The sequence below is a fragment of the Pengzhenrongella frigida genome, from assembly GCF_004168625.1.
GTDB classification, from domain to species: domain Bacteria; phylum Actinomycetota; class Actinomycetes; order Actinomycetales; family Cellulomonadaceae; genus Pengzhenrongella; species Pengzhenrongella frigida.
The window spans coordinates 17,417-38,752 of sequence record NZ_SDWW01000045.1 but is presented as its reverse complement, the minus strand read 5'-3'; the positions used below and the strand labels follow the sequence as shown (position 1 = coordinate 38,752).

At 72.2% G+C, this 21,336-nt stretch carries 16 protein-coding genes; 15 read left to right on the top strand and 1 reads right to left on the bottom strand.

Annotated elements, in window-relative coordinates:
- The 15 genes from EUA98_RS16010 to EUA98_RS15940 form a co-directional block, all read left to right on the top strand.
- Nucleotides 1–619, top strand: a 619-nt coding sequence (locus EUA98_RS16010; RefSeq protein WP_130103692.1) for a lytic murein transglycosylase, incomplete at its 5' end; no start/stop codon positions are given.
- Nucleotides 616–2,271 (top strand): protein kinase domain-containing protein, encoded by a 1,656-nt coding sequence (locus tag EUA98_RS16005; protein WP_165372855.1) that lies wholly within the window; start codon nucleotides 616–618, stop codon nucleotides 2,269–2,271. The genes EUA98_RS16010 and EUA98_RS16005, both read left to right, overlap by 4 nt.
- A 130-nt stretch (nucleotides 2,272–2,401) precedes the next feature.
- Nucleotides 2,402–2,806, top strand: coding sequence for a hypothetical protein (locus tag EUA98_RS16000; RefSeq protein ID WP_130103690.1), 405 nt, complete (start codon nucleotides 2,402–2,404; stop codon nucleotides 2,804–2,806).
- A gap of 148 nt (nucleotides 2,807–2,954) precedes the next feature.
- Nucleotides 2,955–3,968: a phosphate ABC transporter permease subunit PstC gene (gene pstC / locus EUA98_RS15995; protein ID WP_130103689.1), complete on the top strand. Its 1,014-nt coding sequence runs from the start codon at nucleotides 2,955–2,957 to the stop codon at nucleotides 3,966–3,968.
- Nucleotides 3,968–5,128 (top strand): phosphate ABC transporter permease PstA, encoded by a 1,161-nt coding sequence (gene pstA, locus EUA98_RS15990; RefSeq protein WP_207219115.1) that lies wholly within the window; start codon nucleotides 3,968–3,970, stop codon nucleotides 5,126–5,128. Before pstC ends, pstA begins: the two co-directional genes overlap by 1 nt.
- An 89-nt stretch (nucleotides 5,129–5,217) precedes the next feature.
- Entirely contained in the window at nucleotides 5,218–6,903 is a 1,686-nt protein-coding gene (locus EUA98_RS15985; protein WP_165372854.1) for a substrate-binding domain-containing protein, read from the top strand.
- A complete protein-coding gene (locus tag EUA98_RS15980) occupies nucleotides 6,900–9,563 on the top strand; it encodes a hypothetical protein (RefSeq protein WP_130103688.1) in 2,664 nt (887 codons plus the stop codon). Before EUA98_RS15985 ends, EUA98_RS15980 begins: the two co-directional genes overlap by 4 nt.
- Complete coding sequence (locus EUA98_RS15975; RefSeq protein WP_130103687.1) at nucleotides 9,560–10,546, top strand: class E sortase; 987 nt, start codon at nucleotides 9,560–9,562, stop codon at nucleotides 10,544–10,546. Before EUA98_RS15980 ends, EUA98_RS15975 begins: the two co-directional genes overlap by 4 nt.
- 217 nt (nucleotides 10,547–10,763) lie before the next feature.
- Complete coding sequence (locus tag EUA98_RS15970; protein WP_130103686.1) at nucleotides 10,764–11,813, top strand: PstS family phosphate ABC transporter substrate-binding protein; 1,050 nt, start codon at nucleotides 10,764–10,766, stop codon at nucleotides 11,811–11,813.
- 71 nt (nucleotides 11,814–11,884) lie between these two features.
- Nucleotides 11,885–13,519: an Ig-like domain-containing protein gene (locus EUA98_RS15965; protein WP_130103685.1), complete on the top strand. Its 1,635-nt coding sequence runs from the start codon at nucleotides 11,885–11,887 to the stop codon at nucleotides 13,517–13,519.
- A 182-nt stretch (nucleotides 13,520–13,701) separates the two neighbouring features.
- The gene (locus EUA98_RS15960; protein WP_130103684.1) at nucleotides 13,702–14,844 is read left to right on the top strand and encodes a COG1470 family protein; all 1,143 of its coding nucleotides are present in this window, start codon (nucleotides 13,702–13,704) and stop codon (nucleotides 14,842–14,844) included.
- Between the two features lie 147 nt (nucleotides 14,845–14,991).
- Entirely contained in the window at nucleotides 14,992–16,362 is a 1,371-nt protein-coding gene (locus EUA98_RS15955) for an Ig-like domain-containing protein (protein WP_130103683.1), read from the top strand.
- A gap of 82 nt (nucleotides 16,363–16,444) precedes the next feature.
- Complete coding sequence (locus EUA98_RS15950) at nucleotides 16,445–18,070, top strand: DUF916 domain-containing protein (RefSeq protein ID WP_130103682.1); 1,626 nt, start codon at nucleotides 16,445–16,447, stop codon at nucleotides 18,068–18,070.
- Between the two features lie 236 nt (nucleotides 18,071–18,306).
- Nucleotides 18,307–19,056 carry a phosphate ABC transporter ATP-binding protein gene (locus EUA98_RS15945; protein ID WP_242511597.1) on the top strand — a complete coding sequence of 250 codons (750 nt, stop codon included), beginning with the start codon at nucleotides 18,307–18,309 and terminating at the stop codon, nucleotides 19,054–19,056.
- Between the two features lie 127 nt (nucleotides 19,057–19,183).
- Nucleotides 19,184–20,584, top strand: a complete 1,401-nt coding sequence (locus EUA98_RS15940) for a C40 family peptidase (RefSeq protein ID WP_130103681.1) — start codon at nucleotides 19,184–19,186, stop codon at nucleotides 20,582–20,584.
- 163 nt (nucleotides 20,585–20,747) lie between these two features.
- Here the strand turns inward: EUA98_RS15940 and EUA98_RS15935 are convergent, their stop codons facing one another.
- Nucleotides 20,748–21,251: an inorganic diphosphatase gene (locus tag EUA98_RS15935; RefSeq protein ID WP_130103680.1), complete on the bottom strand. Its 504-nt coding sequence runs from the start codon at nucleotides 21,249–21,251 to the stop codon at nucleotides 20,748–20,750.
- Nucleotides 21,252–21,336 lie beyond the last annotated feature (85 nt).

Below are 21,336 nucleotides of genomic sequence, written 5' to 3'. Positions count from 1 at the left end.
GGCCGCGCCCGCGCCGGCCGGCCCGGTGGTCCCGGCGCGTGCCGCCGCCGCCTGGGTCGCGTCGACCTCGGCGGCTACCGGGATCGGGCCCGTCGCGATGCGGGCCTATGCGAACGCCACCCTCGCGCTGGCCGCGGAGCAGCCCGCCTGCCGGGTCGGGTGGACCACGCTCGCTTCCATCGGCGCGACCGAGTCCGGGCATGGCACCCACGGCGGCGCCGTGCTGGACGACGACGGGCGGCCGAGCCTCCCGATCATCGGCCCGGCGCTGGACGGCCGGCCCGGCTTCGCGGCGATCCCCGCCGACCCGGACGCGACCGCGTGGCACGGCGACCCGGTGTGGGACCACGCGGTCGGCCCGCTCCAGTTCCTGCCGTCGACCTGGCGCCGGTGGGGCGCGGACGGTGACGGCGACCAGGTGGCCGACCCGAACGACCTCGATGACGCCGCGCTCGCGGCGGGCCGGTACCTGTGTGCCGCAGGCACCGACCTGACGGCGGCACCCGCGTGGCAGGCCGCCGTCCTGAGCTACAACCACTCGCACGAGTACGTCGCGGCGATCCTCGCCTCGGCGAACGGGTATGCCGCCGCTTCGCAGGCCTCGGGGGGCGGAGCGTGACCGACGAGCTGGTCGGCGGCCGGTACTCGCTCGGGCGGCTGCTCGGATCCGGTGGTTCGGGGGCCGTGTTCGAGGCGCGGGACGTCCGGCTCGGCCGGTTGGTCGCGGTCAAGATGCTGCACGCGCACCTGGCGGCCCAGCCTGGCATCGTCGCGGAGCTGCTCGCCGACGCGCAGACCGCGGCGCGGCTGGACCACCCGAACCTGGTGCGCGTGCTCGACGCGGGCGCGGACGACGCCGGGCCGGCCTGGGTCGCGACCGAGCTCGTGGACGGCGCGACCCTCGGGGACCTCGTGGACCGGGTCGGTCCGCTCACGCCGCCCGACGCGCTCCGGGTCGTCGCCGGGATGCTCGCCGGGCTCGCGCACGCGCATGCGCACGACGTCCTGCACCTCGACGTGTCGCCGTCGAACGTGATGGTGCCGTACGCGCCGGGCGGCTTCGACCTGACCCGCCCCCAGCTGCTCGACCTGGGCAGCCGGCCGCGCCCGGCCCGGACGGACCCGCTCGTGCGCCTCACCCCGCACTACGCGTCCCCCGAGCTGGCCACGGCCGCGCCGGCCGACGCACGGGCCGACGTCTACGCCGTCGGGGCGGTGCTGTTCTACCTGCTCACGGGTCGTCCGCCGTTCGAGCGGGAAGCGCACCGGGCGGTCCTGGAGGCGCACGTCCACGCCCACCCACCGGCGCCGTCGTCGGTCGTGGCCGGCCTTCCGCGCGAACTCGACGCCATCGTGGCGACGGCCCTGGCGAAAGACCCGGCGGACCGCTTCGCGTCGGCGACCACGATGGGGGTCGCCGTCGCGCGGGCCGCAGCCGGGATCGCGGCGCGGCGGGGCGCCGGTGCACGCTCGACCCGGGAGCTGGCACCGGTGGCAGCGCGGCTCGACCGCGTGCCGGCGCAGCCGGGGCCGGTGGCGTCGGCCGAGCCCGCAACCGGCCGGGCAGGCATGGCGGCGGCGTTCACGGCGGTGCTGGTGGTCGGCGGCCTCGCGGCGGGGGCGGTGGCCCAGGCCGGGCACGGCGCCGATCAGGCGCAGGCCGCCCCGGCGACACCGGCCACTGAGCCCTCGAGCGCGGTGGGGTCGCCCCCTGCGCCGGCGCCCGCGCCCGGGCCTGCGGACGTGCCGGTGGCGCTCGTGGACACCGCGCCGCTGGGCACGACCGTGCCCGCGCTCGTGGGGTTGCCGATGGCCGAGGTCGCGGGGCTGCTGGCGGCCGCCGGTCTGGCGATCGGCGACGTGACGTCCGCGAACTCGGGGCAACCGGCGGGTCTGGTGCTCAGCAGCCTGCCCGGTCCCGGGGAATCCGTTCCGGTCGGCGGTGCGGTCGCGGTCGTGGTCGCCTCCGGGACGAGCATCGTGCCCGACGTCGTCGGCCTGGCGCGCGGGGCTGCCCGGGGTCTGCTCGAGGGCGCCGGATTCGTGGTGGTCGAACGCGACGTCGCCGGTGGTGCGCCCGGGACCGTGACCCGCACCGCGCCGGGGAGCGGGACCCCGCGGCTCGTGGGTGACGAGGTCCTGCTGATCGCGGCGCCCGAGGCGATCACGCCCCTCCCGGTCCCCACCCCGGTCCCCACCGCGGTCCCCGCGCCGATCCCGACGCCCTCCGCGGGTCCCACCGCCTCGCCGGGACCGGTCACCTCCGGCTGAGCGACGTCCACCGTTCATCCAGCGAGCGTCCCGCGGTCATCCCGTTTGCCCCCCTTGGTCGTCGGCATCCCTTTGACTCACCTCCGACGCGCCACTGCAGGCGCCCGAGATATCGACGAACGGTGTCGGGATGCGCCTGGTTGCGCCGGTGTTCCAGCTCTACCGCACGCTCGACGAGGACCTCGTCTGGTGGCGCATGATCAGCCCGAACGGCCGCGGGATCGCCCGCACCGTGACCCCGCACCCGTCGCCCGACGCCGCGCGCCAGTCGATCGCGCAGGTGGTCGGCTCGATCGACGTGCTGAGCGCGTCGCTGCGGGTGACGGAGGCCTACCGGTGGCGCTGGGTGCTCGCGTTGGACGGTGTGCCTGCCGTCCAGGGCGTCAGCGACCAGGACCGCCGGGTCCGGTGCGTGCACGCGTGGCGCAACTTCGTGCTCCTTGCGCCGCTGGCCGAGGTCGACCCGACCACGTACGCGTTCCGACGCGGCGCCAGGGCCGTCGATCGCGCGGCGTCGATGAGCGGGCAGACATGAGGAGGATCGCGCGGCGGGTTCTCACGTGGACGGGTCCGTTCGTCCCCCGTTCACCGCTCGGGCGGCCGGCGGTCATCGCCGTGCGTTTCGATCGCGTCGGCTCCAGTCCGGAGCGCGGTTCCGGTACCAGCAGAGAGCAGCCGATTCGATGAGCACTGCGGTGCGGACGGAGGATCCCGCGCTCCTGGCGGCGACGCCGCGGCGGCTGTCCAGCAACCAGAGCGGCTCCGACAAGGTCTTCGTGGTCCTCTCGCGGACCGTCGGTGCCACGGTGCTGGCGATCACGGGCGGGATCGGCTTCTTCCTCGCCCTGCAGGCCTTCCCGACCCTGCGGCGCTACGGGCTGTCGTTCTTCACCGAGACCCAGTGGCAGCCCGAGGCGGATGTCATCGGGATCGCCTCGGTGCTGGTCGGGACGGCGACGGTCGCGCTCGTGGCGATGACCGTCGCCTTCCCGCTCGCGCTGGCCATGGCCCTGTTCATCGTCGAGTACGCGCCGGCGCGGCTGCGCTCGTCCCTGGTCGCCCTCGTCGACCTGATGGCCGCGGTGCCCAGCATCATCTACGGCCTGTGGGGGTTCTTCCTGCTGCAGCCGCACGCGAGCAACGTCGCGCACTGGCTGCAGACCTATGCCGGCTTCCTGCCGTTCTTCCGGGTCGATGCCGACGCGCACGCCGCGATGTGGGAGCAGTCCCGCTACACGGCCTCGGCCTTCGTGGCCGGACTCGCCGTCGCGATGATGGCCATGCCGATGGCCTGCGCGGTGATGCGCCAGGTCTTCTCGCAGACGCCGCTGGGGGAGCGGGAGGCGGCGCTCGCGCTCGGGTCGACCCGCTGGGGGATGATCCGCACGGTGGTGCTCCCGTTCGGTCGGGGCGGGATCATCGGCGGCACGATGCTCGGCATGGGGCGCGCCCTCGGTGAGACGATCGCCGTCGTCCTGATCATCTCGCCGTCGTTCGACCTGAAGTTCCGCCCGCTCGAGGTCGGCACCAACACGGTCTCGGCGCTCATCGCGGGGCGGTTCGGCGAGGCGTCTCCCTCCCAGCTCTCGGCGCTGCTGACCGCGGGCTTCGTGCTGTTCCTCATCACGCTCGTCGTCAACACGTTCGCGGCACTCATCGTCGCGAACAGCCGCTCGGGCGCAGGGACGGACATCTGATGACCACGGTCACACCCACCCTCACCATCACGCCCACCCGCGAGCGGTCGCGCCCGGGTGCGGACGAGAGCCCGCGCACCTGGGTCCGTTCGCTCGAAGACCTCCCCGCGACCGCCGAGCCCCAGCGCAGGCGCACCCTGTCGACCTCGACCGCCCAGGACCGCATGGTCGTGCTCGGGTCGCTGGTCTCCGCACCCGCCCTGGCCTGGCTGGTCTGCTTCCGGCTGCTCCCGTGGGGAACGGTGCTGGCGTTCGCGCTCACCGGGTTCGTGCTGTTCCTCGCGATCGTCACGGTGACGACCGCAGCCCTCACCCCCGGTCCGGCAGTCGCCGACCGGCTCGCCGCCGCGTTGATCACCGGCGGCGCGGCACTCGTGGGGATCGCCCTCGTCTCGACGGTCGTGTTCACGTTCGCGCGCGGGGCGGCCGTGCTGCCGCACCTCAACACGTTCACGCAGGACATGGCGGGGGTGGGGCCACGCGACCCCCTGGACCGGGGCGGCGTGCTGCACGCGATCGTCGGTTCGCTCATCCAGGTCGGCATCGCCATCGTCGTGACGGTGCCGCTCGCGCTGGGCACCGCGGTGTTCATGACGGAGGTCGGGGGTCGGTTCGCGCGCGTCGTCCGCACCGTGGTCGAGGCGATGACCGCGCTCCCCTCGATCGTCGCCGGGCTGTTCATCTACACGGTGCTGCTGCTCCAGCTGGGAGTGCCGCGGTCGGGCTTCGCGGCCGCGATGGCCCTGTCGGTCATGATGCTGCCGATCATCGCGCGGGCGGCCGACGTCGTGCTGCGGGTGGTCCCGGGCGGGCTGCGCGAGGCGAGCCTGGCCCTCGGTGCGTCTCGCTGGCGGACGGTCTGGCACGTCGTCCTGCCGACGGCGCGACCCGGCCTGGCCACCGCGCTCATCCTCGGCATCGCGCGCGGCATCGGCGAGACCTCCCCGGTGCTGCTCACGTCGGGGGCGTCCTCGTTCCTGGTGGTCAACCCGTTCATCGGGTCGATGAACTCGCTGCCGCTGTTCATCTTCAGCGCCGTGCGCAGCGGCGAGCCGGTCTACATCCAGCGAGGGTTCGCCGCTGCGGTGATCCTGCTCGCCATCGTCCTGATCCTGTTCGTCGTCGCTCGCCGACTCGCCAGACCGGCGAACGGCCGATGAGCGCGCGCGGGCCCGCCCAGGACCCACCCCACCTCCGTGCACCCCACCCCCGCTCACCCCGCCGCCGCACCCGCACCTCAGGAGCTCCGATGACTCGTCTCGCGTCCAGGACCGCGGTCAGGGTGAGGCGAGCGTCGGCCGTCGCGGCGCTCGTGCTCGTCGCCATGCTCGGGGGCGTGACCGCCCCGGCTTCAGCCGACTACGTCCTGATCGAGGGGGACGGGTCGACCTGGAGCCAGGTCATCGTCAACCAGTGGGTCGCCGATGTCAGCGCGAACGGGATCCAGGTCGTCTACAGCGGTGGTGGCTCGTCGCTCGGACGGAAGAACTTCGCCAACTTCCAGGACGACTTCGCGATCAGCGAGATCCCGTACCAGGGGACCGACGAGTTCGGAGCGGCGGACACCTCCCCGAACCGCCCGTACGCCTACATGCCCATCGTGGCCGGCGGCACGGCGTTCACGTACCACATCGAGGTCGGCGGCAAGTTGATGCGTGACGTGCGGCTGTCTGGGGAGACGGTGGCCAAGATATTCACCAACAAGATCACCAACTGGACCGACCCGCAGATCGTGGCGGACAACAACGGTCGGACGTTCCCCGACCTGGCGATCATCCCGGTGGTGCGCTCGGACGGATCCGGCACGACCGCCCAGTTCACGACGTGGCTGAACAGCCAGTTCCCCACGATCTGGCAGCCGTACTTCGGCAAGGCCGGGCTCTCCTCGTACTACCCGACGAAGAGCGGCGCGAAGATGCTCTCCGCACCCGGCTCGGACCAGGTGATGAACACGATCTCCTCGAGCGCCGGCAACGGCACGATCGGGTACGTCGAGTACTCCTATGCGCTGAACAAGGACTACCCGGTGGCCAAGGTCCTCAATGCAGCCGGCTACTTCGTCGAGCCGACGGACAACAACGTCGCGGTGGCGCTGACGAAGGCGAAGATCAACCAGGACAAGGCCTCACCGCTGTACCTGACGCAGATCCTCGACGAGGTCTACACGAACCCGGACCCGCGTGCGTACGCGCTCTCGTCCTACTCGTACCTGATCCTGCCGACCGGGAAGTCGGGCTCGGGGGCGGGCGAGGACACCCGCATGACGACCGCGAAGCGACAGTCGCTGCTCGACCTGATGTTCTACGGTTTGTGCGAAGGACAGGGCAAAGCGGGGGCCTACGGCTACTCGCCGCTGCCCCTGAACCTCGTCCAGGCCGGGTTCGAGCAGCTCGGCAAGCTCAAGACCGCTGACGCGAACGTCGACATCCAGAACCGCGACGCGACCAAGTGCAACAACCCGACCTTCGTGCCGGGCGACCTCAACGCGAACCGCCTGGCCGACGTCGCGCCGATGCCGGCCGCGTGCGACAAGGCGGGGGCCGGACCCTGCCTGCCCGCCGGTGCCGCCGGGGCCGCGACGACCGGGGGCGCTGCGGCCGCCGCCGGCGCTGCCGCAGCTGCCGGCTCGGCCGCCGCCGGTGCCGCCGGCGCGGCCGGTGCCGCCGGGGCATCGGTGACCGACGCCGCTGCGGCGGCCGCGGCGGGCGAGGCCGCCAGCACTGCGATCGACCCCGAGACCGGACTCCCGATCGGTGCGGACGCTGCCGGCGGTGCAGGTGCTGTCGCGAGCGGCGCGGTGGCAAGCCTGGTCGCATCCCGGCCGGCCGGCGGAGGGTTCGCCTTCGGGGCACTGGCTGCGGCCGAGCTGATCGCGCTCGTCCTGGTCCCCGGCCTGCTCGCCATGCGGCATCGGCGCCGGAAGGCCAGCGCATGACCCGCGTGGGAGTTCCGCGGCTGCGCCGGGGAGCCGCGGGAGTCGCCCTCCTGTGCCTCACGACGACGATCCTGGGGGCCGGTTACCTCGGTGCCAGTGCCGCGCCGGCTGTGGCCGCCGGGCCGGTCGTCGCGGCGGCGGTCGCCGATCCCGCGTACGAGGTCACGAAGACCCTGACTCGCGTGATGCGCCAGCCGGACGGCACCGACAAAGAGGTGGACTCCCGCGAGGTCACCGTCGTCGCCGACCGGACGACCGACCTGCAGGGCCGCCAGTCCGTCGCGGTCAGCTGGACGGGCGCGCGTCCGACGGCGAGCGTGCAGGGCGACCTGTCGAGCAGCAGCGGTCAGCAGCAGGAGTACCCGGTGATCATTCTGCAGTGCCGGGGTGTCGACAATCAGGTGACCCCCGAGACCTGCTGGACCACCGACACCTCGAAGCGGGACACCAGCGACTCGGCCTTCTACGCCGTGTGGACCCACGACCTCTACGCGAGCGACCTGGACCGCTCCGTCTCGTCGCCGGCGGCGGACGCGTGGCCGACAGAGTGCGACTCCGCTGGCGACGCGACCACGGCCCGCCACCTCGTCCCCTTCCTCGGCGCGGACGGGACGAAGTACTGGTCGTGCAACGGCGGGCACTCGTCCCCGCCCGAGATGGGGGTCGGGTCGGCGTTGCCGCCCAACGAGCTCGGGGCGATCACCGGGTTGGACGGGACGGGCGGGATGCCGTTCGAGGTCCGCACGTCTGCCGAGAACCAGTCGCTCGGCTGCTCGGCGACCGTGCCCTGCTCGATCGTCGTGATCCCGATCATGGGGATCAGCTGCCGCGACGCCGACAGGCAGTGCGTGAAGGAGGCGAAGGGGGAGCCGGGGGTCGACTACTCGGACCAGGTCGGCACGAACGTCGCGGTCACGGGCGCGACGTGGTGGTCGGCGTCGAACTGGCGGAACCGGTTCGTGATCCCCCTGACGATCGCGGCCGCACGCAACGTCTGCGACCTCCTCGACGCCCGGGCGCCGCTCGCGTTCTACGGGTCGGAGCTGATCTCGCAGGCGGCGCTGCAGTGGGCCCCGGCGTACTGCGGGAAGAGCGACCGGTTCAAGTTCCAGGCCAACGCCATGCCGGAGGCGACCGCGTTCCGGAACCTGCGCCGCGGCATCGCGACCGCCGCACTGGTCAGCTATCCGGGCGAACCGCAGGAGGGCGATCTGCCCTACGCCTACGCCCCGATCGCGGTGACGGGCTTCGCGATCGCCTATGTGGTCGACATCCCGGGCAACGCCGGTCAGCTGACCGAGCTGCGCCTCACCCCGAAGTTGCTGGCCAAGCTCATGTCGGGCTCGTACCCCGGAGTCCCCCTCTCGGACGCGTCCAAGAAGGAGCGGCCGGATCTCGCGAACAACCCGTGGTCGATCAACGTCGATCCTGAGTTCCTGGACCTCAATCCGGGACTGAGGTCGGAGCTGGCCTACACGAAGAACGCCGACATCACCTGGGCGAGCCTGCTCTCCCTGGCAAACCCCTCGGACGCCATCCGGTCGCTCACGGAGTACATCGCAGCCGATCCCGAGGCCATGGCATTCCTCAACGGTGAGAAGGACCCGTCCGGGATGACCGTCAACGCGGCCTACCAGGGCCTGGCACTTCCCCGCGACGACTGGCCGCTGCTCGACGTCTGGCGGCAGCCGAGCCTGAACGTGTGCGACGCGGACCAGCCGCTCGCGTGGTTCAACCGCGTGCTCGCGCCCGTCAGCGGCATGAACAAGATCGCCCAGGACGTGCTCAGTGCCACGCCCGAGTCGCTCTACAGCCACGATCAGGATCCGGTGAGCGCGTTGTGCAAGTTCACCCGGTCACCCCGGCAGAACTATGGTGCCCGCCACATGCTCGGTCTGGTGTCCGTGGCCGACGCGCGGCGATACGGCCTGACCACGGCACTGCTTCGCACGAGCGGAACCGGAACATCCGGCACGTTCGTCGGGCCGGAGAACGTCTCGATGGCCGCGGCGATCGAGACCGCGACGCAGTCGGCGCTCGGGGGGCCGTACCTGCTCGACCAGGCGGTGCTGCGCACCCATCCCGATGCCTATCCGGGCACGATGACGGTCAATGTCGCCGCGGCGCTCACCGGTCTGAACGCGGGCACAGCCGGGCAGGTCTCGCAGTTCATCGACGTGGCGACGACGGAAGGCCAGCTCCAGGGCACCGCGATCGGGCAGCTGCCGGAGGGCTACCTCCCGATCACGTCGACCGGAGCGACCGCTGCGCTCTACACGAGCGCGCGCAAGGTCGCCGATGCCATCGCCGCTCAGACCGGGTTGATGGTGGAGCCGGTCGTGCCGCCCGTCATCACGGCGTCGCCGGCCGCACCGCCCGTCGCGCAGCCGGCCGCACCACCCGCAACGGCGGTCTCGAACCCGTTCGTCGCGGTGCCGCCGGCCGCGGCGTCGACCGCCGTCGTGCCGCTGACGTCGGCGGGTGATCCGGCACCCGTCGGTCCCAGCGTGAGCGTGGCCGCCGCCTCGGTCCGCACCGACGCGCCCCGGCTCGGCGGGCTTGGCGGGGCAACCCTGCCGGCGATCTTCGGCGTCGGCACGCTGGGACTCATCGGCGCGCCGGTGCTTCGCCAGATCTCAACCCGGAGGCCCCGCTCATGACCGTCGAGGTGCTCGAAGAAGCGACCGGCGCCGGCCCGGTCCGGCAACCGGCGCCGGTCGGCGCTCCCATCGATCCCTCCTCGCCCTCGGGGCGACGTGCCAACGGTGGGGTCCGTCCTCGGCGCCCCGCTCTCCCGCGGCCGCCGGTGCCGGCCGGGGCTTCGAGCGGGATCTGGGCCCTGGTCACCGTAGCGGCGCTCTGCGGATGGTTCCTGATCCAGGTGCTGGGGCTCGGGGGGCTCGAGCAGGCACGCGCACAGCACGTCCTGTATGCCGAGCTGCGCGAGCAGCTCGCCGCCCAGACCGCGCCGACCGGCGGGGCGATCGAACCGGGCGCGCCGGTGGCCATCCTGTCGATCCCGACCCTCGGCCGCGAGCAGGTCGTCGTCGAGGGCACCGCCGCGGGCGACCTGCTGTCCGGGCCAGGGCACCGGCGCGACACCGTGCTGCCGGGGCAGGTCGGCGTCTCGCTCGTGTACGGGCGGGCCCTCACCTACGGCGGGCCGTTCCGGTCGATCACCGCGCTGCGTCCCGGCGACGGGATCGAGGTCACCACCGGGCAGGGCGAGTTCGTGTACCGGGTCGACGGGGTCCGGCGCGGCGGAGATCCGATGCCGACCGCGCTGAAGGCCGGCGGGAGTCGGCTGACGCTGGTCACGGCGGAAGGTCAGGGACCGATGGCAGCCGTGGCGCCGACGAGCGCTGTCTATGTCGACGCCACCCTCCAGGGCGAGGCCGTCATCGGTCCGGCGGGCAGACCGGCCGCGGTGCCGGAAGCCGAGAAGAGCCTCAAGGGCGACTTCTCCGTCCTCCCGATGCTCGCGCTGGCGCTCCAAGCACTGCTCCTGTCGGCGGTGGGCGTCGTCCTGGTGCGTCGTCACCTGCCGATGCGGGTGCTGTGGGTTCTCGCTGCGCCGGTGCTGATCGCGCTCGCGTGGTGGACGACGGACGTCGTCGTCCAGCTGGTGCCCAACCTCATCTGACGCGTCTGACCGGGTCACCCCGCCATCTCAACCAACGCTGGAGCGGCCCATCGGCCGCTCCAGCGCCATTTTGAGGGAGCTGACGGCGCGCAATCCCTGGGCCCGGCCCACGTCGTCCTGCGTTCACCGGACGACGGGCGCCCGTTTGCCCAGGGCCGGGAAGGTATTGCCCGGGCCGAGATTTCGTCCCCTCAACCCCCGTTTGGAAGGGTTTCCCATGAAGCGTACGAAGGTTGCGACCGTCGCAGCAGTCCTGCTGACCGGCGCCATCTCGCTCGCAGGCGCGTCCTCCGCGTCCGCCGACTTCGCCCCGCAGGCGCGCGACGTCGTCGGCGTCGGATCGGACACGATCCAGTACGCGCTCAACTACGCCGCTGACGGCGTGAAGGTCGGCGCGAACTTCAGCCCGGGCTACAACGCGGCCGCCGACGCGCGTCTGGTGTCGTTCAACGCGCTCAACCCGTCCGTCGCGACCACCGACGCGAACATCCACGACACCATCACGCTCAAGTCCGGCACCACGCCGATCGTCCGCCCCGACGGGTCGGGCGCCGGCAAGAAGTTGCTCTACCTGGCCGGCACCGAGAACGCGGCCGTGAACTTCGCCCGTTCGTCCTCGGCCCTCAGCGCCGCTGAGGTCACTGCCAACCTCAAGGCCTACCCGTTCGCCGTGGACAAGCTCGCCATCGCCGTCGCCGCACCGGGCACAAACGCCCCTGCCGCGATCACGATCGCTCAGCTCGTCTCGATCTACTCCGGTGCCACGACCAACTGGAACCAGATCGGTGGCACGAGCGGCACCATCGTCGCGATGATCCCGCAGGCGGGCTCGGGTACGCGCGCGTTCTTCGAGTCCCAGCTCCAGGCCGCCAACGGTGGCACCGCCGTCGTGCTCAGCACCGGCCTCGTGACCGTCCAGGAGCACGACCCGTCGGTCTTCACCACGAACCCGAACGCCGTCAACGCCATCGCTCCCTTCTCCATCGGGCGCGCCGGGTTCGCGAACGCGACCGGCGTGGTCCGCATCCTCAACGGCGCCGGGAGCTTCCAGGCATCGCGTGCGGTCTACGACGTGGTTCGCGGTGCCGACGCCAACAAGGCGTACGTCGCGACCCTCTTCGGCTCCGACGGCTTCCTGTGCAGCTCCTCTGCCACGGCCCTGATCAAGGCCGCCGGGCTCGACCAGATGGCCTCGCCCATCGATGGCGGCGCGTGTGGCACCCAGGTCAGCACGACGGCCGCAGTCACGAACTTCGCGGTCAACTGACGCCTTCGCGCGCCCGTCACCCAGCACGACGTACCACTCCCCGCAGTATCACTTGAGAGAGAGAACAGCTCATGCGCATTCTCAAGCCGCTCGCCGCGCTCGCGGCCAGCTCCTTGCTCCTGACCGGTCTGGCCGTCGCGACGGCCGGCTCGGCGTCGGCTGCCGACGACGGTCCGCTGCTGCCCGGCAACATCTACCTGTTCAACAGCAAGACGGTCAGCCTGAACAACGCGACCAACGCGAACATCGTCACGTCGGGCACCAACCTGACGCGCCCCTGGTCCACGATCGCGGTCGACCAGGTCTGCCCCGCGGGCACGACGCAGAACTTCACCCGGGTGCGCATCCCGCAGGTCGGGGTCAACCCGATCAGCTGGGACGAGGTGCAGTTCAACGCCACCTCGACGGAGCTTGACGCGCTCGGCCGCTCGTACAACTCGACCAACTCGAACCCGATGACGTCGGCGAAGGTCGCCGCGTACGTGCTCGCACAGGGCGGCACCGCCACCCTGCCGCTGGCCTTCGTCTGCGCGGACCCGATGGCGGTCGCCACCGGGTACTTCGAGTCGACGCTGACGGTCGTCGGCAACACCTCGGCCGGCACCTGGTCCGTCCCGACGCCGCCGGCGATCCTGGCTGGCACCACGGTGGGGCTCACGGCGAGCGCCAGCAGCGTCGAGTCGGGCTCGCCCGTCACCCTCACCGCCGCGGTCGCTCCGGCCGCCGCGACGGGCACGGTCGAATTCTTCGCGGGTGCCGCGTCCCTCGGGTCGGCCCCGGTCGCTGCCGGCTCCGCCGCCCTGACGACGTCGACCCTCCCGGTCGGCACCCCCTCGATCACTGCCGTCTACTCGGGTGACGCGAACAACGGCGCCAGCACCTCCGCCCCGGTCGTCGTGACCGTGACGGCTGTCGCCGCGCGGTCCACCACCACGGTCCTCGCGGTCTCCGCGGTCACCGGCTTCGCCAACGCGTCCATCACGCTCACGCCGACCGTCACCGCCTCGCTCGGTGCGGCTGACGGCACGGTCACCTTCAAGGACGGCGCCACCACCCTCGGTTCCGTTCCCTGCGTCGCCGGGGTCGCTGCCCCGCTGACCACCAACGCGCTTGCCGCCGGCGTCCACAACCTGGTCGCGGAGTTCGTCGGCTCGGGCCCGTACACGAACTCGACCTCGGCCGTTGTCGAGGCGACGTACGAGAACGAGGGCGCCGTCGACCTGCAGACCGTCGTCGTGACGATCCCGCAGGGCTCGATCACCATCACCACGCCGTACACCGAGGGCGCCCCCCTCGAGCTCTCCGAGGCGGTTCTCGACCCGACCGACTCGACCTACTCCGCCTCGGCGCCGTTCGAGAACATCGTGATCACGGACACGCGCGCCGGACAGCTGGGCTTCACCGCCTCGGTCATGTCGGGTGCGTTCACCAACGGCTCTGGTGGCTCCTTCAGCGGCAAGCACGCCGGGCTCACCGGTGTGGCAGCGACCCAGGTCGCGGGCAACGCCCTCCTCGCGACGCAGGTCACCCCGACCCAGAACGCTCCGTTCACGGTCGGCCTGGCCACGCCCAAGGTGTTCGCGACGCACGCCGCCGGCACGACGAACGGAACGGCTCACCTTGCCGGGACCTTCGGCATCGACCAGGTTCCGTCGTCGGTGACGACGGGTCTGTACACCGCGACGGTGACCTTCACCGCCGTCTGATCAGCACCGCCGTCTGATCCACACGCAGACCGATCCAACGGCAGTGAGCTCGGAGATCGTGACCCGCCTCGCACATGAGAGGTGAGTGACGAGAGGAGGTGGGGCGCCTGGCGCCCCACCTCCTCGAACCCGTTCGTCCGCACGCACACCTCTTCTCAAGGGATCTCAGGGAGTCACTCACGATGTTCGACCACCTCCGCAGGGCCTTCGCAGTGGCTGCTGTCGCGTTGACCGCGGCGTTCCTTGCTGCGGCCCCCGCCCTCGCCGAGGCGGCGCCGTCACCGTCGCCGGTCGAGTCCGACGCCCCGGTGGACGGCGACGGACTGGCGTCGTTCGGCATCGGCCCCGCCAGTGCGGAGCGCCCTGATGACCGGTCGTTCCTGGAGTTCAGCGCCGGGCCTGGGGCAGTCATCTACGACCACGTCGCGATCATCAACCAGGCGGCCGCGCCCATCGACCTCCAGGTGTACAGCGGCGACGTGGTGATGGCCGACGGCGGCGGCCTCTCCGTCACCGCGCGCGACCAGGCCACCACCGACGCCGGCTCGTGGATCACCGTCGAGGGTCCGGGCACGATCCAGATCCCGGCGCAGTCGCAGGAGACGGGCCTCGGCTATGTCGTGGTGCCGTTCTCCCTCACCATTCCCGCCAACGCCCAGCCCGGGGACCACCTGGGCGGCATCGTCGCCTCGCTGGTCTCCGCCGGTCAGGGTGGTGAGAACTCGCCGAGCATCGCCCTCGAGCAGCGCGTCGCGGCGCGGGTGTACATCCGGGTCGAGGGGCCGCTCGACCCGGGACTGGACGTCGTCGACGTCACGGCGACCTACGCGGCGGGCGCCCTGGCGGGCGTGCGCGCGGGGACGATGACGGTCAGCTACACCCTGCGAAACAGCGGGAACGTCCGGCTCGCGGTGGAGCCGTCGGTGCGGGTCGCCGGCCCGTTCGGGCTGCTCGAGCGGACCGCGGCGGGCGAGCGGGCAGACGAGATCCTGCCCGGCGGCGAGGTAAAGGTCACGACGACGGTCCCCGACGTCTGGCCGCTCGGGTTCGAGACGGTCACGGTCTCGGCGCGAGGAGTGGCGCCGACCGCCGGGGAAGACCCCGGAGTGGGCACCGCGACGGGTTCGGCGGTCGTGTGGGCTTTCCCGTGGGCAATCCTCGCGACGCTCGCCCTGCTGATCGCGATCACCATCTACCGGGTCGTACGGGCTCGCCGCCGCAAGACCCGCCGGAACGCGCGGCGGGTGGCACGCGCACGCGCCGCGACGCAGGCCGACGCCCCCGAGCGAGAGGCGGCCGAGTCGGTCGGTGCCGACCAGATCTGATCGGCCGGCCGATCCGTGACGTGAGGCGGGCGTGCCCCCTTCGTCCTGCGGACACCATGCCGCCGACCGCTATTCACACGATTCAGCAATCCTCGGACCGCGGCAGTAGACCACGTGCCGAACAACCCCGGAAGGGATCGCACCCTCATGCGCCTCACCAAGTCACTGGCTGCTGTCGCGGCCAGCTCGTTGCTCCTCACCGGTCTGGCCGTCGCGACGGCCGGCTCGGCGTCGGCTGCCGACGACGGTCCTCTGCTGCCCGGCAACATCTACCTGTTCAACAGCAAGACGGTCAGCCTGAACAACGCGACCAACGCGAACATCGTCACGTCGGGCACCAACCTGACGCGCCCCTGGTCCACGATCGCGGTCGACCAGGTCTGCCCCGCGGGCACGACGCAGAACTTCACCCGGGTGCGCATCCCGCAGGTCGGGGTCAACCCGATCAGCTGGGACGAGGTGCAGTTCAACGCCACCTCGACGGAGCTTGACGCGCTCGGCCGCTCGTACAACTCGACCAACTCGAACCCGATGACGTCGGCGAAGGTCGCCGCGTACGTGCTCGCACAGGGCGGCACCGCCACCCTGCCGCTGGCCTTCGTCTGCGCGGACCCGATGGCGGTCGCCACCGGGTACTTCGAGTCGACGCTGACGGTCGTCGGCAACACCTCGGCCGGCACCTGGTCCGTCCCGACGCCGCCCGCACTGACCGCCAGCGGAGTCGTTGCCACCGCCACGACGCTCAGCGCGGTCGGCTCGGGCGCCAACCTCGTCCTGACGGCGACGGTCGCACCGAGCGCCGCCGGCACGGTGATCTTCCGCGAGGGGACGACCGACCTCGGATCCGTCGCTGTCGCAGCCGGTTCGGCCTCGTACACGGTGACCGCGCCCTCGATCGGGAACCACACGTTCACCGCGAGCTTCGTGCCGACCGACCCCGCGGCGTTCGGCGCCTCCGATTCGGCCTCGCAGACCTTCACGGTCGGCGCAGCGCCGGTGGGAACCAGCAACATCACGGTGACCCTCCTCGTCCCCGCGGCGCCGGTCGTCACCTCGGGCAGCCTGACGATCAGCGCGCCCGCCGCCCCGACCGTCGCCCTGACCGGTGCACGCGACTCCGGCAACACCCGCGTGACGGCCACGGCCGCCCTTCCCTCGCTGACCGTCTCTGACACGCGCAGCGACGACATCCTCACCAGCTGGCAGGTCAACGTCCAGGCCTCGGACTTCACCAGCACCGGCGGCACCGTCGGCGCGAAGTACCTCGGCTGGACGCCGTCCTCGACCAAGACCCCCGACGCCGGCAGCCCGCTCAACGTCCAGTCCGGTCCCGAGGTGCTGTCGTTCCTCGACAGCGGCACGAGCGCCGGCCTCGGCGCGAGCCAGCTGCTGGGCAAGTCGACGGTCAGCGGCCGCGGGACCAGCGCGCTGGGCGCCGCACTCAACCTGGCCATCCCGCCCACGACCGCCGAGGGCAGCTACACCTCGACGATCACCGTCACCCTCATCGGCGGCTGACGCGCGGCCCGATCCCGCTCAGCGATCCACCTCAATGATCCGCCGCACCGCAACACGTCGAGCCTGAGTCGGAGCACATCTCATGACCCACCTGGTTGTCCGCCGCATCCTGCAAGGCGCCCTCACGGCGACCCTCGCGGCGGCAGGAACGTTCGGCCTGACCCTGGGCCAGGCCGCTGTGGCAGATGACGCCACCGCGGCCTGGTCCGCCAGTCCCGCTGACGGAGCTGGAGCGCAGGACGGCCGCACCCGGTTCGAGCTGCAGGCCGACGTCTCGGCCGCAGTGACCGACCGGGTGCTCGTCGCCAACGCCTCCACGGCCGAGCAGACGTTCGCCGTCTACGGCGCGGACGCCTACAACACCCCGGCCGGCGGGTACGACCTTCGGGCGGCGGCCACGGCCCCGACCGACGTCGGCCTGTGGGTCACGACGGACACCCCCACGGTGACGATCGCGGCGCTGTCGACCGCAGTCGTCGGCTTCACCGTGACCGTGCCGGAGGGCGCCAGCCCGGGCGACCATGCCGGCGGCGTGGTCGTGTCCCTGGTCAACCCGACGCCAACGGCCGACGGCGTCCTCCTCGACACCCGCGTGGCCGTGCGCCTCAACGTGCGCGTGCCCGGCGAGCTGACCCCCTCGCTCGAGGTCCGCGCGGTGCACGCCTCCGCCACGGGGAGCTGGTTGCCGTTCGCGCCCGCCCCGACGGAGGTCTCCTACGAGGTCGCCAACACCGGCAACGTGAAGATCATCGGCAAACCGCGCATCCGCGTCACCGGCCCCCTCGGGCTGGAGCTGGCCACGGGGGTGGCCGTCGACACCCAGGAGGTGCTTCCCGGCCAGTCGGTCACCGTGCGCTCGCTCCTCGACGGCGTCGCGCCGATCGGGCTCGTCGCGGCGGTGGTGGACGTCGACATGGTCGCCGCACCGGGACCCGACACCGAGATCCCGCTGGTGTCGAGCACCGCAAGCAGCCCCTTCTTCGTCGTGTCCTGGACGGGCCTCGCCGTCGTGCTCCTCGTCGCCGCTCTGGCGTGGCTCCTCGTGCGTCGAGCCCGTCAGCGGCGCCGGGACGGGGAGGAGCTGTGGCGTCGTCTCTCTGCCGAGGCCGACGAGGCCGACGAGGCCGGGCAGCCGGTCCCGGCACTCGGGCAGGTCGCCGGACGCAGCGCCGGACGCAGCGCCGGACGCGCCATCGGCCCGGCCGGCGGGCCGGTGCTGACAGTGCTGGCGGTCCTGGTCCTCGGCTCCGGCCTGTTCGTCGCCTCCGCTCCGGCCGCGCACGCTGCCGGGCGAACCGCACCACTGGTCGGCGCCGTCACACCGCCGGCCCCGGTCGACGACACGATCACGCTCACGGTTCCCGCACCGTCGAGCGCCTCGTCGTCGAGCGCCTCGTCTTCCGGCGCGGGCCCGAGCAGTGGCGGCACGACCGGCAGCTCCGGTCGACCGCGCACCGCTTCCGCCCCGGGCTCCGTCGTCGATCCGGCGATCGCCCCAGCCGCCACCGAGCCCACCGGGGTGGATGCCGTCCCCGTCATCGCCACGGAACCGCCGGCTCCCGACCTGGTGTGGTCGGCGGCGAACCGCAAGCTCTCCCCGACCCAGTGGGCGCTCGTCGGCCTCGGCGGTGCCGGGAGCGCCGGCGCCCTCACCCTCCTGGGCCGCAACCATCTCCTCGCGCGTCGAGGGAAAGGACTGATCGCATGAGCGAGCCCAGGGCGCCGTACGACAGCCCCGCTCCGCACGAGGAGCGGGTCGTGCTCGCGCCGACCGCGCCGGCCGGGGCGACCGTGACCATGGCGCCCGTGGCGCCGGCGGGAACCAACCCGTTCGCCGTGCGGCATGCCGGTCCGCCGCCGGCACCTCCCGCGCCCCACCGGCACGACCTCGGGCGACCGCCGTCGTTCGAGCCCCAGGGGCTCGCGGAGCTCCAGGCGCAGTCGATCTCGGCCTGGTTCGCTCGCCACCAGGTCCTCGACCGGGTGTCGCTCACTATGCCCGCCGGGCAGGTCACCGCGCTCATCGGTCCGTCCGGCTGTGGCAAGTCGACCTTCCTGCGCATCCTCAACCGGATGCACGAGCTCGTGCCGTCCGCGTCGATGGCGGGGGAGGTGCTGCTCGACGGCCAGGACGTCTACGACCCGGCACGCAAGCTCACCCAGGCCCGCCGCGACATCGGCATGGTGTTCCAGAAGCCCAACCCGTTCCCGGCGATGAGCATCCGGGAGAACGTGCTCGCCGGGCTCAAGCTGACCGGCGTGCGGGTCTCGTCCTCGGCCAAGGACCAGCTGGTGGAGGAGTCGCTGACCAAGGCGGGTCTGTGGCGCGAGGTCCGGGACCGGCTCGGCGCCCTCGGCGGCGGACTCTCGGGTGGCCAGCAGCAGCGCCTGTGCATCGCCCGCTCGCTCGCCGTCCGCCCGCGCGTGCTGCTGATGGACGAGCCGTGCTCGGCGCTCGACCCGACGTCGACCCGGGTGATCGAGGAGACGATGACCGAGCTCGCCCGGGAGGTGACGATCGTGATCGTCACCCACAACATGCAGCAGGCCGCGCGCGTCTCGCAGCAGTGTGCGTTCTTCCTCGCTGCCGAAGGGGCGCCCGGGGTGATCGTCGAGCACGGGGACACCGGCTCGATGTTCGGTGACCCGCAGGACGAGCGGACCGCGGCCTACGTCGGCGGGCATTTCGGGTAGTTCCTCCTGAATCACATCGGTGTGACTACTGCGACTGGTGGGGCTGGTGTGTTTTGCGTGGCATAACTCGCTAGCCTGCGTCGCAGGCTCGCGCGTACTGACGCGCGACGACGCGAGGAGCACCGGCGTGAACACCACCTACCGAGCACGGGGACGCATGTGCCTGTCGGCGCTCGCGGTCGGGCTGCTGGTCGCGCTGGCCCCGGCCTCGACGTCGGCCGCCGAGCCCGCCGACCCCTCCGCGGAGGCGCTGCAGTCGGCCCGCGGCGCGGTTGCCGACGGCGTGAGCGCGGTCGCCGGCATCGAGGTCCAGCTTGCGCAGCAGAGCGCCGTCCGCGATGCCGCGTTTGCTGCGGCCGCCACCGCCGGTGAGGCGTACCTGCGCGCCGAGCAGGAGCGGGTCGACGCCGCGGACACCGCGACGAGGGCCGCCGTGCTGCTCGAGGCCGCGAACGCCGAGATGGAGACCTCGCGCCGCACGCTCGTGACGATCGCCCTCGCCGCGGCCCGATCGGGCGGCGCGATCGACGGGGTCCAGGCGTTCCTGTCGGCCGACGGCTTCGACGAGATCGTGGAGCGCAGCACCGCGCTCAGCCGGATGGGCACGAAAGCCGACCGGGCGGTCCAGCAGTTCCGGGCGTCCACGCTGGTCGCCGACACCCTGAGCGACCGCGCCGACGCGGCCGTGAGCGAACGCGCCGCGACGGCCGCCGCCGCGCAGACGGCACTGTCCGATGCCACCCAGGCGCAGACCGACGCCGAGTCGGCCGTCGCTGCCGCCGAGGTGCAGCGCGACACCCTGATCGACCAGCTCGCCGCCGCACGCAGCACCACCGCCGAGATCGAGCGCGCGCGCCAGGACCAGATCGATGCCGACCGGGCGTCGCGCGCGAGCGCGGCCGCCGAGGCCGCGCGGACCGCACCCCCGACGCCGTCGGGCGCCGGCACCGCGACGCCGGTTGCCGCGCCCGCTGCGAGCCCCGCTGCGAGCCCGGCTGCGAACCCCGCTGCGCCCACGACGCCGACTCCGGCCCCGGCACCCGCTCCCGCTCCCGCTCCCGCGCCGGCACCCAATCCCGCACCGACCCCCACCCCGACGCCGACCACCCCGCCGTCCACGGGGCTGCTCGGCTCCGGGAGTGCGCGCGGCTCGGCCGGCCAGGGCGCCGCCGCGGTGGCGTGGGCCAGCACCAAGCTCGGCCTGGAGTACGTCTGGGGCGCGACCGGACCGAGCGCGTACGACTGCTCGGGCCTCACCAGCCAGGCCTGGTCGAGTGCGGGCCTCAACATCACCCGGACCTCGCGCACCCAGTACGAGCGGGTCCTGAAGATCAGCTACAGCGACCTTCGCCCCGGCGACCTGATCTTCTGGGGCTCCGACGGCGCGGACCCGTCGAGCGTCTACCACGTGGCCCTGTATGCCGGGAACGGGCAGATCATCGAGGCCGCGCGGCCCGGTGTGCTGAGCCGGCTGACGTCGATGTCGGGCCGCTGGGGCATGACGATGGACTTCGCGGGCCGTCCCTGACCCGCACGCACGAACACCCGAACCTCGAACAACCACAGAAGCCGCCCTCCGGAACCTTCCGGCGGGCGGCTTCTGGGTGTCAGGCGGTCCTGCTCAGTACGAGCTCACTGCTCAGTGCTTCCTCAGCTCGTCAGTGCTTGCTCAGCCCGTCAGTGCTTCAGGCTCAGTGCCCGTTCGCGTAGTAGCCCGTGTCGATCGCGCGCTGGCGGGAGCGCTGGATCTCGACCTCGGCCGCGGCCCGGTCGACCCAGTGCGCGCCCTCGACGGACTTGCCGGGCTCGAGGTCCTTGTAGACCTCGAAGAAGTGCTGGATCTCGAGCCGGTGGAAGTCCGACACGTCGTCGATGTCCTGGCGCCAGCTGGCGCGCTGGTCGCCGGACGGCACGCACAGCACCTTGTCGTCGCCGCCGGCCTCGTCCCGCATGCGGAACATGCCGAGCGCGCGACAGCGGATCAGGCACCCCGGGAACGTGGGTTCCTCGAGCAGGACGAGCGCATCCAGCGGGTCGCCGTCCTCGCCGAGGGTGCCGTCGATGAAGCCGTAGTCGTCCGGGTAACGTGTTGAGGTGAAGAGCATGCGGTCGAGGCGGATGCGCCCGGTCGCGTGGTCCATCTCGTACTTGTTGCGCTGACCCTTCGGGATCTCGATCGTGACGTCGAACTCCACTGTTCTCCTCCGCAAGGCGAGCCCTCGGTGCCCGCCGCGAGCGCGACGGTCCGACGACGACGAGTGTGACGGTGGCGAGCGACTG